Below are 15,600 nucleotides of genomic sequence, written 5' to 3'. Positions count from 1 at the left end.
TAAATGATCGGCATTAGACCTAAGTCTCTGTTTTATATTTGCTGAAGTTATGGCTACTTAGTCATGCGCTTGTACTTTAAACGGTGCGGCTCAACAACATCTGTACCCAAGGTATCTTTTAGCCAAGTCGAGTATTCGGTGTAGTTACCTTCATAGAAGTTAACCTTACCTTCGTCGCGGTAATCAAGAATGTGCGTCGCAATTCTATCTAAGAACCAACGGTCATGGGAAATAACCATGGCACAACCAGGGAACTCTAATAACGCTTCCTCAAGTGCACGCAAGGTTTCAACATCTAAATCGTTGGTTGGTTCATCGAGTAGTAATACGTTGCCACCAGCTTGTAATAACTTAGCCAAATGCACACGATTGCGCTCACCGCCCGATAGAGTACCGATAATTTTTTGCTGATCGCCACCACGGAAATTAAAGCGGCCAACATAGGCACGACTTGGAATCTCAGTGTTGTTGATACGCATAATATCTTGGCCGTCGGAGATCTCTTGCCATACCGTATTTTTATCGTTCATTGAGTCGCGGAACTGCTCAACTGAAGCGATCTGTACTGACTCGCCGAGCTCTACACTGCCGCTATCAGGTTGCTCAGTACCTGAAATCATCTTGAATAAAGTGGACTTACCCGCACCGTTGGCACCGATAATACCGACAATTGCACCTTTAGGGACTGAAAAGCTTAAATCATCAATCAGTACTCGGTCGCCGTATGATTTAGTCAGGTTATTTATCTCAATAACTTTGTCACCTAAACGTGGCCCTGGTGGAATAAATAGCTCGTTGGTTTCGTTACGCTTTTGGTAATCGTTGGTATTAAGCTCTTCAAAGCGAGCCATACGTGCCTTACCTTTAGATTGGCGCCCTTTCGATCCTTGGCGTACCCACTCTAGCTCTTTCGCAATGGTTTTTTGACGAGCGCTTTGAGTGGCAGACTCTTGTTGTAAACGCGCATCTTTTTGCTCTAACCAAGACGAGTAGTTACCTTCCCACGGGATCCCTTCGCCGCGATCGAGTTCTAAAATCCAACCGGCGGCATTATCAAGGAAATATCTATCGTGGGTAATTGCCACAACAGTGCCGGTATAGTCTTGTAAAAAACGTTCTAACCAAGCGACAGATTCTGCATCTAAGTGGTTGGTTGGTTCATCGAGTAGCAACATGTCTGGCTTTTCAAGTAATAAGCGACAAATTGCGACTCGGCGTCTTTCACCACCAGATAGCACTTCAATTTTTTCATCCCAATCTGGGAGTCGAAGTGCATTGGCTGCACGTTCTAATACCACATCAAGGTTATGTGCATCTTGCGACTGGATAATCGCTTCTAGTTGGCCTTGTTCTTTTGCTAACGCATCGAAATCAGCATCTGGTTCAGCGTAAAGTGCATAAACCTCATCTAAGCGTACTAATGTGTTTTTAGCATCAGAAACCGCTTCTTCAATTGCTTCGCGTACTGTTTGGGTCGGATCCAGTTTAGGTTCTTGTGGTAAGTAACCAATTTTAAGATCTTGCATTGGTCTAGCTTCACCTTCGATTTCGGTATCGAGGCCGGCCATAATGCGAAGTAGAGTTGATTTACCTGAACCGTTTAAGCCCAAGACACCAATTTTGGCACCTGGGAAAAAGCTTAAGGAGATATCTTTTAGAATTTGCTTTTTAGGCGGAACAATCTTGCCCACTCTAAGCATGCTGTATACAAACTGAGCCATTTCATTTCTCTTTGACTGGGAATAGCGGTAATTCTACTCGAATAGTCACCGAACTTACAGCCGTTATCCTCCAAGAAAAATGAAAATAACGAGAGCCCAATACTTGTTGATTGAGAGTGTAAAGTGGATTAAGCACGGGCTCTCGAATAGAGGCTAAATCAAGGCACTTAGATTTAGGTTGGGGACTTTAATTACAATGCGATATCAGTTTTGTAATGCACAGCACTGTTGAATACCTCTTTGATTGGAATAAGGAGCAATAGTGATAAAGCTAGGAAGCTGGCAGGAAGAGGGTTAACTGTTAGCTAGTTTAATGGTTGATGAATTAAATGAGGTTTGAATTAAGCGAAGGAGCTGTTATTTAATTTAAAGTATATGTAACATAATGGTTACATTCGCTGTGGTGTGATGAGACCTACTATACCGTAGTGATTTTAAAATTATAAAGTTTGCGCTACATATCGCATGTGAACGATATGAGTTGGCTATTTCAGATACTCAACCTGCCGACACCGTATCAATACCTCCTCAGTTAGTTGAAAAGGATTGGTGGGGCGCACTTGCGGAAATAACCACGGTATTGGTTATTGGAGAGGTGCTCTATCAATCTGGTGAAGAGAGCATGAAGGAAGATTTTGACTATGAGATCGAGGGAAATGCTGGACGGTATTTTGTTGACCGTATCATCACTACCGAAACTTGGAAGTTAGATGATAACGAAATTGGTATGAATTGGGGCCATGCTTATGCTGGTGCGCTATACCACCAAGCTTTTCGTAACTATAACTTCAACTATTACGAGTCTATGCTTGGTAATTTTATAGCATCTGGAATATGGGAAGTATTTGCTGAGTACAAAGAGGTTGTCAGCATTAATGACCAGATTGTGACTACATTTGGCGGTTCAGTATTGGGAGAAAGCTTTTTTCAATTGGGCGAGATGCTTGATACCAAAGAAGGCTGGGTGCCAGCAACTTTTGCTGCAGTGTTTAACCCTTCGCGCGCAATACGCGGTTGGTTTGGTTATAACAGCCCCAATCGTTTTGACAGGCAAAAAGCGCAAGATAGATTCGATATATACACTGGCGTGCTTCACTCAACAAAAGAGACTGAAGAGATTTCAACGACGACGATGTTACTCGGAGTCGATGCCAGTATTGATAGCATACAGGGCCAATATGACGCCCTTTCAGGAACCCCAAGTCAGGTTGAACTCAATATGGAGATGGGGATCTCTCAAGAAGGGATAGAAGATTGGCAGTTGTCCTCCTCACTTTTTCTAGGTGGTTATACGCAAGAGGTTGCCCCCGTCGCAGGTTCGCGTGAGTCATGGGGACATAGCTGGTTTGTTGGCCCCTCGATGGGGATAGAATATTCAAGTTTAGGTCAGGAAGATGAAGAGGACTTTTTTGCCGCGATAAATGTGATTGGTTTGTCGATTGGAAGTGAGTGGGAAAATGCCGATTTTGCTATTAGTATTCGCGGCGATATATTTGGTGATTTTAGTATGGTTAAGCCGTTTGCTGATGCTAGCTATCGTGCCGCAGGGGGACAGTTTTGGGGGACGAAGTCAGTACTATGGGAAAGGGGGTATGCTTATGGCTTGGGGCATACCGCAAAAGTCAAGTTTGAAGCCAGTTACAGAGAGTTACTCTTAGGGTTAAAAGTGACCTCGCAACGTTGGGACTCGATTGATGATAAAGAGTTTAACCGTAGCAGTGATTGGAACCCAAATAAGAGCGATTTAGATTTCAAGGATGCACGGGATCGTTATGAGGTTTACTTAGGTGTTCCTATTACGAAAAACTTTGATCTCAGTGTGCATTACGAACGCATTGACCGCACTGGTAAGCTGGTCGGTATTGATAATTCGTCTATTTCGTTTCGAAATGATGATAGTGAAAATCGCACGAGTTTGAAGCTTGCTTATAAATACTAAATATAGCCGTGCTACTTGGATATTAACTGGCGAATAACGGGCTCTTTGCAAGCATACTGAAATGAATTAACAGGTATTAATCGGCTAATTTTTAGAACAGAGTTTTCTGTGATTACACCGCAAGGTAATGAATAGATAGAGTAAAGGTATTTTTGCTATGTAATACAATTGCTGACGCTGTTCATGTTTACTATTTTAGCCCCCTTAAACGCCTCTCACCTTTAAATGCAAGTAATTTCATGTTTCTAATGCTGGGATTGTGATCAATTGCGCTGTATCATACCGCGCAACCCTACTATAAGAATTTACAGCTGGAGTGAATAATGCTGAAAAAAGACATGAATATCGCGGATTACGATCCACAACTGTTTGCAGCGATTGAAGATGAAACTCGTCGTCAAGAAGAGCACATCGAACTTATTGCTTCAGAAAACTATACAAGTCCTCGCGTTATTGAAGCACAAGGTACTCAGCTTACTAACAAGTACGCAGAAGGTTACCCAGGCAAACGTTATTATGGCGGTTGTGAGCATGTTGATATCGTTGAAGAGTTAGCGATTTCACGCGCAAAAGAGTTGTTTGGTGCAACGTACGCAAACGTACAACCACACTCAGGCTCGCAAGCTAACGCAGCTGTATTCATGGCACTTCTACAAGGTGGTGATACGGTTCTAGGTATGAGCCTAGCTCATGGTGGCCATTTGACTCATGGTTCTCACGTTAGCTTTTCTGGCAAGTTATATAATGCTGTTCAGTACGGTATTGACGAATCAACCGGCAAAATTGATTACGCTGAAGTTGAGCGCTTAGCTGTTGAGCATAAGCCTAAAATGATTATTGCAGGTTTCAGTGCATACTCAGGTATCGTTGATTGGGGCAAGTTCCGTGAAATCGCAGATAAAGTAGGTGCTTACTTATTTGTCGATATGGCTCACGTTGCAGGTCTTGTTGCTGCAGGTATCTATCCAAATCCATTGCCGCATGCGCATGTTGTGACAACCACAACGCATAAGACATTAGCAGGCCCACGTGGCGGTTTGATCTTATCAGCCATTAATGACGAAGCTATTTACAAGAAGCTTAACTCTGCAGTATTCCCTGGTGGCCAAGGTGGTCCTTTAATGCATGTTATCGCTGCTAAAGCGGTTGCATTTAAAGAAGCACTTGACCCTGAATTCACCACTTATCAAGAGCAAGTTGTTGTTAATGCTAAAGCAATGGCACGCACTTTCATTGAGCGTGGCTATGATGTTGTTTCTGGTGGTACAGACAACCATCTGTTCTTGCTTGATTTAATCAGCAAAGATATTACCGGTAAAGATGCAGATGCTGCACTGGGTAACGCAAATATCACGGTTAACAAAAACTCAGTACCGAACGACCCACGCTCACCGTTTGTAACATCTGGTCTGCGTATTGGTTCTCCAGCCATTACTCGTCGTGGTTTTGGTGAGCAAGAATCTGTATTGCTGACTAATTGGATGTGTGATGTCCTTGATGACATTACCGATCTTGCAGTTAGCGAGCGAGTGAAAGCGCAGGTTCTTGAATTATGCGCTAAGTTCCCTGTTTACGGTTAACCTTAAGCGTTAAATCAGGTAAACTTTAATGGCCGCATTTATGCGGCCATTTTTGTTGGCATTTCAGCCAAATTTGATACCAGTATTTTGTTCCACTTATTAACTGACCGGAGGCCAGATGCATTGTCCATTTTGCAGCGCAACAGACACTAAAGTGATTGACTCGCGACTTGTCGCTGATGGTCATCAAGTACGTCGTCGTAGAGAGTGTGTACAGTGCCATGAGCGTTATACCACGTTTGAAGGCGCTGAACTTGTTATGCCGCGAGTGGTGAAGCAAGACGGAAGTCGACAGCCTTTCGATGAAGAAAAACTCCGTGGTGGCATGCTTAGAGCGGTAGAGAAAAGACCAGTGTCGATGGATCAGATCGAGCAGTCTTTAACTAAGATTAAATCGACACTACGGGGGACTGGCGAACGTGAAGTCAAATCAGAGATGATTGGTAACCTAATGATGGACCAATTGGTTAATCTCGATAAAGTAGCCTATATCCGTTTTGCATCGGTTTATCGTGCGTTTGAAGATGTGTCGGAGTTTGGTGAAGCTATCGCGAACTTACAGAAATAATCATATCTATTTATTCCCTAATTGATTAATCGGAACTCGCTACATTATGTGGTCAACTGAAGACAATCAAATGATGAGCCTAGCTATTGAATTAGCTCAAAAAGGACTCTATACCACCAGACCCAACCCATGTGTTGGCAGCGTCATTGTTAAAGATAGTGTGATTATCGGCGAGGGGTATCATATTCGCGCTGGTGGTCCCCACGCAGAAGTTTACGCCCTTAATATGGCCGGTGATGACGCCAAAGGCGCTACCGCCTACGTTACCCTTGAGCCCTGCAGTCATTACGGACGAACCCCACCTTGTGCTAAAGCATTAATTGATGCTGGAGTGAGCCGAGTTGTGGTGGCGGTTACTGATCCAAATCCGCAAGTTTCAGGTCGTGGTATCACCATGTTGCAAGAGGCTGGAATTGAGGTGGATGTTGGTTTACTAACCGATGCTGCTAAACAGGTTAATCTTGGTTTTTTAAAGCGTATGGAGCAAGGCTTACCTTGGGTAACCGTCAAGTTAGCTGCAAGCCTCGATGGTAAAACGGCGTTATCTAACGGCGAGTCAAAATGGATTACAGGCCCTGAATCTCGTAGAGATGTGCAGCGAATTCGTGCGAGACATTGCGCTTTGATCACTGGCGTAGAAACGGTCTTAGCTGATAACCCTAGTTTAAATGTCCGCCACAGTGAGTTGGGTTCTTTAGCAAATGAGATCGCACCAGCAGAAGTACACCAGCCTTTACGTGTAATATTAGATAGCAAAGCTAGACTGGGTACTACGTTGGATATGTTTAGTATTACTAGCCCAATATTGCTTGTTAGTACCTGTGACTATCCCGAATCGGTGAAGTCTGCATGGCCTGCCCATGTGAGCCACCAAGTGTTGCCTGCTACAGATAATCGAGTGGATCTTAAAGCTCTACTCTCTCTGTTAGGTAAAAGCTGTAATTCAGTGCTGGTGGAGGCTGGAGCGACGCTTGCTGGTGCGTTTGTAGCAAGTCATGCTGTCGATGAGATTATTTTATATCAAGCGATGAAGATACTAGGCGGTGGAGGTAGAGATCTACTCACGCTGCCTGATTTCGAGAAAATGTCCGAAATCCCAACTATTGATGTAATAGATGAACGAAAAGTGGGTAAAGATACCCGCTTAACATTAAGAATGAGTAACTAACTTTATGTTTACTGGAATTATTGAATCAGTAGGCCATCTGCGCAAAGTCGAGCGTCGTGGTGATGACATTAGATTAACCGTCGCAAGTGGCAAGCTTGATCTGTCAGATGTAAAGCTAGGCGATAGTATCGCGACCAATGGTGTGTGCTTAACGGTTGTTGAGCGCTTGGCTGATGGTTATGTTGCCGATATATCTGCCGAAACGGTTAGTTTAACAGGCTTTGCTCATTATGCCGTTGGTACTGCTGTAAACTTAGAGAAAGCAGTCACTCCGACAACCCGTCTTGGTGGGCATATGGTTAGCGGCCATGTTGATGGCATCGCTCATGTTGATGACAGACAAATACGAGGCCAAGCCATAGAGTTTTGGCTGACGCCTGCAGCAGAGCTCGGGCGTTATATTGCCCATAAAGGTTCGATCACAATCGATGGTGTCAGCTTGACAGTTAATGAAGTGCAAGGGCATCGTTTTAGATTGACCATCGTGCCTCATACCGCAGGCGAAACAACGTTAATAAATTTGAAAGCAGGGGATAGCGTCAATATTGAAGTTGATCTTATTGCCCGCCACTTAGAAAGATTGATGAGCTATTCATCAGAGCAGCAAGCAGAGCAACCGAAGTCAGAAGTTACTATGGATCTGTTAGCTCGCTCAGGGTTTTTAAGATAAAAACTGGCTTAAGACTATTTTAACGATAGAATTTGTCATTAGAAAATCCTACAAAATAAACATTACATTTATTTACTGCTGTGCCGCAAGCGGCTTATTGATTAGCGACCTCAGCTAACGCAGTAATACAAAAAATAAAGGTATAAACATGGCGTTACATAGTATAGAAGAGATCATTGAAGATATTCGTCTAGGTAAGATGGTTATCTTGATGGATGATGAAGACAGAGAAAATGAAGGCGACCTTATTATGGCTGCTGACATGGTGACGCCTGAGGCCGTTAATTTTATGGCCACCTTTGGTCGAGGTCTTATTTGCCAGACGTTAACGAAAGAGCGCTGCCAGCAGTTAAATCTTCCGTTGATGGTGACAAACAATAATGCACAGTTTTCAACTAACTTTACCGTGTCAATTGAAGCGGCCGAGGGCGTAACAACCGGTATATCAGCGCAAGATCGAGCTGTGACGGTTAAAGCTGCTGTCGGTAAAGATGCCAAACCAGCTGATATTGTTCAGCCTGGTCATATTTTTCCATTGATGGCGCAAGAGGGCGGTGTGCTTATTCGCGCTGGTCACACTGAAGCTGGTTGTGATTTGGCAAGGCTTGCAGGTTTTGAAGCATCATCAGTGATTGTTGAAATTCTAAACGACGACGGCACAATGGCGCGTCGCCCTGATCTTGAAATCTTTGCTGAAAAGCACGGTTTAAAGATGGGCACCATTGCTGACTTAATTGAGTACCGCAATACTAAAGAGACCAGTGTTGTGCGTGAAGCACAGTGTAAGCTTCCCACTCGTTTTGGCGAGTTTGATATGCTCACTTTCCGTGACACTATCGATAACCAATTACATTACGTGTTAGTTAAAGGTCCTGTTACCGAGAATGCTCTGGTTCGTGTTCACCTTCAAAATACCTTTAACGACTTATTGCATTCTGAGCGTGATCAGCAACGTAGCTGGCCGTTAGAGAAGGCAATGCAGCGTATTGGTGATGAAGGCGGTGTACTTGTATTGCTTGGTCATCAAGAGCATAGCAGTGATATCTTGGCTAAAGTTAAAGCATTCGAAGCTGAAGATAACGGCAGTGCTCCTGTTGCAGCTAAGTGGCAAGGGACATCTCGCCAAGTCGGTGTTGGTTCACAAATTCTGGCTAACGTTGGTGTAACGTCTATGCGTCTGCTTAGTTCACCAAAGCGTTATCATTCACTCTCAGGCTTTGGTTTGGAAGTTACTGAATATATAGCAGAATAAATTTTACTGGTGGCGATTATTATCGTCCTAGGTGTAATTTCACTCTTTTCTTATAAATTGCATAGGGATCAGCGTAAGTGGCTGTGGTATCATACCGCCTCTTCCGCCCCCATGCTGGGTCATTAAGCTAATTTAGGTAAGATAAATGAACGTAGTTCAAGGTAATATCGAATCGAAAAACGCAAAAATTGCGATTGTAGTTTCACGTTTCAACAGCTTTGTTGTTGAGAGTTTGCTTGATGGTGCGGTAGACACTCTAAAGCGTTTTGGTCAGGTTGCAGATGACAATATCACTGTAATTAAAGTCCCAGGCGCTGTTGAACTGCCACTTGCAGCCCGTCGTGTTGCGGCAAGCGGAAAATTTGACGGCATAATCTCACTTGGTGCGGTTATCCGTGGTGGTACACCTCATTTTGATCTGGTTGCAGGCGAATGTAATAAAGGGTTAGCTCAAGTTGCACTTGAGTATGATATTCCTGTTTCATTCGGCGTTTTAACTACAGATACCATTGAACAAGCTATTGAGCGTTCAGGTACTAAAGCAGGTAACAAAGGCGGCGAAGCTGCTTTGGGTCTGCTAGAGATGGTTAACGTTTTGCAAGCACTTGAAGAACAGCTGTAATTTAGGACAATTTAATGAAGCCTTCAGAGCGCCGAAAGGCACGTCGTTTAGCGGTTCAGGCCATATACTCTTGGCAGCTAAGTGGCAACAATATTGCTGATGTTGAGCATGAGTTTCTAACTGAACAGAATGTTGATGGTGTCGATATAGCTTACTTTCGTGAGTTATTAGGTGGCGTCGCAACAAAGAAAAGCCAATTGGATGAGCTTATCACTCCATTTTTGGTTCGTCCTATGGATGAAGTTGATCCTGTCGAGAAAGCGATTGTACGCCTAGCGACGTATGAATTAACTTTCCGTAAAGATGTTCCATATAAGGTAGCGATTAACGAAGCTATCGAGCTTGCCAAAGCATTCGGCGCTGAAGATGGACATAAGTTCGTTAACGGTATTCTGGATAAGCTAGTAGCAAGAACTAAATAGTTAAAACGGCATCTTCGGATGCCGTTTTTGTATGGCTAAAAGAGAGTCTTTGTTGCATGCCCACAGCTATGCAGGGTAAGCGCAGCGGAATAGCCTTGGTACCCACAGGCTATTTGGCTCCCTTTTTTCTTCAGTCCACTTTTAAATTGTGATTGGTATTGTGAAAGAATTTCAGTTAATCGAAAGCTATTTTACTGGGCGCGCCCAGTCTCGAAAAGACGTGGCCGTTGGTATAGGCGATGATTGTGCCATTGTTGAGCCTGCTATTAATAAGTCTGTAGCGATATCTTGTGACACGCTAGTGGAAAACGTACACTTTTTCCCTGATATGCCTGCTAATGCATTGGGGTATAAATCGTTAGCGGTTAACTTGTCAGATCTTGCCTCTATGGGGGCTGAACCTGCTTGGATGACGCTGGCGCTAACGCTACCTGAAGTCGATGAGAATTGGCTTGCTGATTTTAGTACCGGTATGTTTGAAATTGCTGAGTATTACGGTGTTGCATTAGTGGGTGGTGATACGACTCGCGGGCCTCGCTCAATCACCATTACGATCAATGGCCAAGTACCTAAGCACACAGGTCTGACACGCAGTGGTGCAAAAAACGGTGACTGGATCTATGTTACGGGTACCCTAGGCGATTCAGCATTAGGCTTGGATCTGCTGCGGGGCAAAGCACAATGCAATGAGGCTGATAGAGAGTATCTTATTAATCGCCATTATCGACCGACTCCAAGGGTGCTTGCTGGACAAGCGTTACGGACTTTAGCATCCAGTGCTATCGATATTTCTGATGGCTTAGTCTCTGATATACAGCATGTACTAAAAGCTTCTAATATTGGTGCTATGGTCAACGTCGATAAATTGCCTTTATCTAAAGAATTGAAAGCCAATGTCACTGAAGAGATGGCATTGAGTTACGCCTTAACCGGCGGAGAAGATTATGAGTTACTCTTTACTGTTTCTGAGGCGCAAAAAGGCGCATTAGAAATTGCATTGGCTGAAACCGGTGTCAAGTTTACTCAAATTGGTCAAGTGTGCACTGGCGGTAAGCTAAACTTGTTATTAGATAGCCAGCCATTTGAACCGATTAACCTTGGATTTGAGCATTTTAATTGATGGATTTACTCTCAAAAGATAAAGCGGTGGCTAAGCTTTCCCTTAAGAACCCAATTCATTTTTTGGCATTGGGTTTTGGCTCCGGTTTAGCAGCGAAAGCACCTGGAACGTTCGGCACTATCGCCGCGATCCCTGTATTTTTGCTTATGGCGCCATTAAGCTTGCCTTGGTACATAGGGCTGACATTATTTAGTGTGTTAATTGGGTTTTATATCTGCGACAAAGCGGCCAAAGATATGGGTGTTCATGACCATGGCGCGATTGTATGGGATGAAATAGCAGGTTTACTCATTACCATGATTGCAGCCCCAGCTGGTTGGCAATGGTTGTTAGCTGGTTTTGTGTTGTTCCGCTTTTTCGATATTTTGAAACCTTGGCCTATCCGCTGGCTTGATGCCAAAGTACATGGCGGATTCGGTATCATGATTGATGATGTGCTAGCGGGTATATTCTCGCTTATCTGTTTGCAAGTTGCCGCTTACTACTTGATTTAATCAAGGGTAAGACAATAAAAAAAGGAGCTTATTAGCTCCTTTTTTATTGTCTTACACTGCAACTGAGCCCAATAACACTTAGCTTAGCTTAGCTTAGCTTAGCTTAGCAGTAGCTCTTTAGCGTTAGCTAACGTGTTGCTTGTGATGGTATCGCCGCCTAATAAGCGCGCCAGTTCTTCAACGCGTTGCTCTTTATCTAACTGCACCATAGAGGTTTCTGTCTTTCCTGCTTTGCTGCTTTTGTTTACAAACATATGTTGATGACCGTTACCAGCAACTTGTGGTAAATGGGTGACACAAAATACTTGTGTGGACTCACCTAGGCTGCGCAGCATTCGGCCAACAACCGCCGCTGTTGGGCCTGAGATCCCTACATCAACTTCATCAAAAATTAGTGTCGGTGTTGCTACTTTCTTAGCTGTTATCACTTGAATACCTAGCCCAATACGAGATAGCTCACCACCAGAGGCAACTTTCGCTATTGGTTGTAACGGCTGTCCGGGATTGGTGGTGACTAAAAACTCTATTCCATCACAGCCATGTGGGCTAATTACGCTTTCATTAAAGCTGACCGCAATGCTGAACTTACCTTTGGGCATACTGAGTTCATGTATCGATTGGGTAACCTTTTTATCAAGCTCTTTCGCATAGCGGCTGCGGCTTTGGCTTAGCTTTTTTGCATGGTTTAAATAGGCTTGTTGACTGTTATTAAGTTGATTACGGATCTCATCAAGTTTATCTTCATCGGAGTCTAAATCATTAAGCTCTGTTAATAGGGCTTGATGATGAGCATATAGCTCCGCGGCATTGACATGGTGCTTGCGCGCTAATTGCAGTGCCTTAGATATGCGTAACTCCAACTGCTCAAAGTATTCAGGATCTAACTCTAAGCCGTCTAGATAACGTTCAAGTTCGCTACTGGATTCCTGTACTTGGATCAGCGCCTCATTTAGCATGGCAACGACGCTACCAAGCTCTGCATCATAACTCTCTAAATCTTGGCCTTGGCTGATAGAGGTATTGAGCAGGGACTCAACACTGCCTTGGTCATTTTCTTGCAAAATATGTAATTGGCTGCGGCATAACTCTATTAATGCCGTGCTATTGGCAAGCTTTTTATGTTCGGCTTCAATGGTCTCAAATTCACCTTCGCTAATGGCAAACTCGTTAAGCTCTTCCACCTGGTATTGCAGTAATTGCTTACGTGCTAACCTTTCGTGTTGAGCAAGCTCTAACTGCTGCAGTTCTTTCTCTATCGTTTTACAGCGGTGATAACTGGCGGAGACCGACTCGAGCAGCATTTTATGGTTGGCATAGCTATCGAGCAATGTAAGCTGGTGCTCACTTTTTAGCATTGCATGGTGAGCATGTTGGCCATGGATCCCGATAAGTAGTTGGCCTAGAGATTTAATTTGGGCTAGTGGTACTGGATTACCATTAATGTATGCACGAGAACGGCCATCACTGTTAATGGTGCGTCTTAAGATACACTCATTGTCTAGTTCGAGATCATGATCTTCTAACCAGCGTTTAGCCAGCGGTATATCGGATAGAGAGAAGCGTGCACTCACTTCGGCTTTTGTGGCGCCCGGCCTAATAGTATTGGCATCAGCTCGATTGCCAAGACATAGGCCTAAAGCATCAATCGCAATAGATTTACCAGCACCCGTTTCACCGGTAATACTGGTCATTCCGGCTTTAAAATCGAGTTCTAAAAAACGCACAATAGCAAAATTGTTAATGCTGAGTTGGCAAAGCATAGTGATGTCCTATCCAAAACACTGTATTGATAAACAGTATATACTGTTTTTCTATACAGTAAACTATTTGTTGCTAAATCAAGCAATGTTTAGTCTGTGATATTTTAAGTTATTAATTTATTTTGATTTTTGTTAGTTGCTGCTTAAGTCTCATTTAAATGGAGACTGAATCGTCATTATCGTTAAATATTATTCTAGTTGATGACACAGCACTTAGTAGGCGTTGTGGTAGCGATAATAAATGAAGGTTATTTTGTTTTAACCTAATAAGAACGCTTCTAATAAGGGCAAGCTAATAAAAGTGACAAGTGTTCCAAATAGTATGCCTTGAGCGCTAGTGATCACTTGAGTCTGGTAACGCTGAGCGAGTAAGTAAACACTTGCTGCAGTTGGCAGGGCTGCAAGCATCACGCCCATCGAAATTAACTGTGGTTCCACTTGTAAGCTTGTCATCAGTAAGTAGGTAATAAATGGCTGTATGAATAGCTTTATCATGTTGACTGCACTGATATCACTTAGCTGTTGATAGTTAATAAGCTGCTTTGATGTATGGTGTTGCCCAGACTTTGCTAATACCATACCTATGGCAAATAGTGCACAAGGGCTCGATGTCATACCGAGTTGCTTAATCATAAGCGCCAGACTATCTGGCAATGTTATTGCTAGCGCCGATAGGCTTATTCCAATAAAACTGCCGACAACGATAGGGTTTTTAATTAAGGCGAGAGTCACGACTTTTACTGCTGAAGTTTGATTGTTATTGATGACTTCTAAAGATACCAACGCAGTAGCGAAAATTATCACCGATAATAGGCTGGCAATAGCAGCGGCGGCTAAGGCCATTTGGTTGCCAGGAAACAGTATTGCCATGAGCGGCATCCCAATAAAAGCAGTATTACCAAAGGTGGCATTAAGTGCTCGCATGGTTGCGACGGCTTTTTTTGTTGGGTTTACAAGCAATGACATGACTAATGTTATGGCATAGCTCATTAGCATCGCAGCGCTAAAACCTGCAATATAGCCCCAGTGGAGAATGTCACTGATAGGTGTTTGTGCCAGCGTAATCAGCATGATGGCCGGAAACGCAATATAGTAAACATATTGGTTTAATACTTGGTCAGTCTCAAACGGTAATAGCTTTGTTTTCTGTACCAAAGTTCCAATCAACATAATGCCAAATACGGCGAGGAGCGGCGTCAATACTGCTGGCATGCTGTTCTCTATTCACTTGGAGTAATATGCGTTAATTACGCTTAACATTGAGCTAGAACACTATCATAGTTGCTCTTTGGTATACTATTGACCTTAGGTCGTAGCCGCTCGTCACTTTTTGTTTTAAACGCTAAGGTTTTATCGATGAATAGCAATTTTGGATTGGAACTACAGCTGATCTACCAATTCGTTCACCTAGTTAATGCGGGAAGCTTTTCTCAAGCTGCGAAAGAGCTTGAGATGCCAATTGCAACTGTGAGTCGTAAACTAACAAAATTGGAAACTCTGCTCGATAAACAACTGTTAATGCGTAATACACGTAAGCTACGTTTAACCGAGGAGGGGATAGCACTGTTTCGGCAGTATCAAGCTATTGTGTCTCAGTTTGATAGCATTCGTGGCGCAGCGGTCGATAGGCCTGAAGGTACACTTAGAATTGCAGCGCCTGTATCAATTATCTCAATGATATTCATACATGCTATTAATGAGTTTTGTGAGAAGTACCCTGATATTCAGTTGCATATTGTGCAAAACAATAACGTGATTGATTTGATTGATGAAGGCGTTGATGTTGCCATCGTTGGTGGTACTCAGCCGGATTCATCTTGGGTCTCAAGCTCTCTTGGCGTGCTTAACTACGGCCTATTCGCATCGCCTGATTATATTGCAAGTGCAGCTCCTTTTACTCACCCTAGCGAACTGGATAACCATGCATTAATCAAAGTATGGCCTCTTTTTAACTGGACACTTAAGCACCCATCAGGAGAGAGCTTTTACTATGATGGACCCGCTAAGTTAACATTGAGTGAGCTCAATGGTGCAGTCAGAGCGGCTGTGGATAATGGTGGAATACTGTATGGTCCAACACTTTTTGTAAAAAATGAGCTCAACTCCGGTCAGTTACAGAGCTTGCTGCCTGAGTGGATTGGTGAAAAAAGACGGATTTCGATCTTATATCATCAGCGTAGTCATCAGCCGTTAAAGGTAAAGCTGTTTATCGAGTTTATGCATTCGAAAGCGGAGCAACTGTTCTCGATGGAAAGTAAATAGCCTGATTAATACCAATTGCATT

At 43.4% G+C, this 15,600-nt stretch carries 14 protein-coding genes; 11 read left to right on the top strand and 3 right to left on the bottom strand.

Features of this window, described 5'->3' with window-relative positions; translation table 11 throughout:
- Positions 1–53: 53 nt before the first annotated feature.
- Positions 54–1,721, bottom strand: a complete 1,668-nt coding sequence (ettA, locus tag AB4238_RS15195) for an energy-dependent translational throttle protein EttA (RefSeq protein WP_372034183.1) — start codon at positions 1,719–1,721, stop codon at positions 54–56.
- Positions 1,722–2,202: 481 nt separating this feature from the next.
- On the opposite strand from ettA, the gene AB4238_RS15190 reads away from it, so the two are divergent.
- The 10 genes from AB4238_RS15190 (at position 2,203) to AB4238_RS15145 (ending at position 11,556) form a co-directional block, all read left to right on the top strand.
- Positions 2,203–3,660 (top strand): DUF3943 domain-containing protein, encoded by a 1,458-nt coding sequence (locus AB4238_RS15190; protein WP_372034182.1) that lies wholly within the window; start codon positions 2,203–2,205, stop codon positions 3,658–3,660.
- A 323-nt stretch (positions 3,661–3,983) separates the two neighbouring features.
- On the top strand, positions 3,984–5,240 hold the full coding sequence (gene glyA / locus AB4238_RS15185; RefSeq protein WP_371989473.1) for a serine hydroxymethyltransferase: 1,257 nt from the start codon (positions 3,984–3,986) through the stop codon (positions 5,238–5,240).
- Positions 5,241–5,358: 118 nt separating this feature from the next.
- Positions 5,359–5,808 (top strand): transcriptional regulator NrdR, encoded by a 450-nt coding sequence (gene nrdR, locus AB4238_RS15180; RefSeq protein WP_372034181.1) that lies wholly within the window; start codon positions 5,359–5,361, stop codon positions 5,806–5,808.
- Between the two features lie 46 nt (positions 5,809–5,854).
- Complete coding sequence (gene ribD, locus AB4238_RS15175; protein WP_372034180.1) at positions 5,855–6,976, top strand: bifunctional diaminohydroxyphosphoribosylaminopyrimidine deaminase/5-amino-6-(5-phosphoribosylamino)uracil reductase RibD; 1,122 nt, start codon at positions 5,855–5,857, stop codon at positions 6,974–6,976.
- A gap of 4 nt (positions 6,977–6,980) precedes the next feature.
- Positions 6,981–7,646 carry a riboflavin synthase gene (locus AB4238_RS15170; RefSeq protein WP_372034179.1) on the top strand — a complete coding sequence of 222 codons (666 nt, stop codon included), beginning with the start codon at positions 6,981–6,983 and terminating at the stop codon, positions 7,644–7,646.
- A 148-nt stretch (positions 7,647–7,794) separates the two neighbouring features.
- A complete protein-coding gene (gene ribBA, locus AB4238_RS15165) occupies positions 7,795–8,898 on the top strand; it encodes a bifunctional 3,4-dihydroxy-2-butanone-4-phosphate synthase/GTP cyclohydrolase II (protein WP_371989479.1) in 1,104 nt (367 codons plus the stop codon).
- Positions 8,899–9,043: 145 nt separating this feature from the next.
- Entirely contained in the window at positions 9,044–9,520 is a 477-nt protein-coding gene (gene ribE, locus AB4238_RS15160) for a 6,7-dimethyl-8-ribityllumazine synthase (protein WP_020911507.1), read from the top strand.
- Between the two features lie 14 nt (positions 9,521–9,534).
- Positions 9,535–9,942, top strand: a complete 408-nt coding sequence (gene nusB / locus AB4238_RS15155; protein WP_371989481.1) for a transcription antitermination factor NusB — start codon at positions 9,535–9,537, stop codon at positions 9,940–9,942.
- Between the two features lie 160 nt (positions 9,943–10,102).
- Positions 10,103–11,062 (top strand): thiamine-phosphate kinase, encoded by a 960-nt coding sequence (gene thiL / locus AB4238_RS15150; RefSeq protein ID WP_372034178.1) that lies wholly within the window; start codon positions 10,103–10,105, stop codon positions 11,060–11,062.
- Entirely contained in the window at positions 11,062–11,556 is a 495-nt protein-coding gene (locus AB4238_RS15145) for a phosphatidylglycerophosphatase A (RefSeq protein ID WP_220738933.1), read from the top strand. Before thiL ends, AB4238_RS15145 begins: the two co-directional genes overlap by 1 nt.
- A 98-nt stretch (positions 11,557–11,654) precedes the next feature.
- Here the strand turns inward: AB4238_RS15145 and recN are convergent, their stop codons facing one another.
- Complete coding sequence (gene recN, locus AB4238_RS15140; protein WP_371989486.1) at positions 11,655–13,316, bottom strand: DNA repair protein RecN; 1,662 nt, start codon at positions 13,314–13,316, stop codon at positions 11,655–11,657.
- Between the two features lie 258 nt (positions 13,317–13,574).
- A complete protein-coding gene (locus AB4238_RS15135) occupies positions 13,575–14,528 on the bottom strand; it encodes an AEC family transporter (protein WP_372034177.1) in 954 nt (317 codons plus the stop codon).
- A gap of 144 nt (positions 14,529–14,672) precedes the next feature.
- Here AB4238_RS15135 and AB4238_RS15130 point away from each other — a divergent pair, with 144 nt between their 5' ends.
- Positions 14,673–15,578 (top strand): LysR substrate-binding domain-containing protein, encoded by a 906-nt coding sequence (locus tag AB4238_RS15130; protein WP_372034176.1) that lies wholly within the window; start codon positions 14,673–14,675, stop codon positions 15,576–15,578.
- The last annotated feature ends 22 nt before the right edge of the window (positions 15,579–15,600 follow it).

It is taken from the genome of Shewanella sp. 10N.286.45.A1, from assembly GCF_041470405.1.
In the GTDB taxonomy this organism is placed as follows: Bacteria; Pseudomonadota; Gammaproteobacteria; order Enterobacterales; family Shewanellaceae; genus Shewanella.
This window is presented reverse-complemented; position numbering and strand designations above follow the sequence as displayed.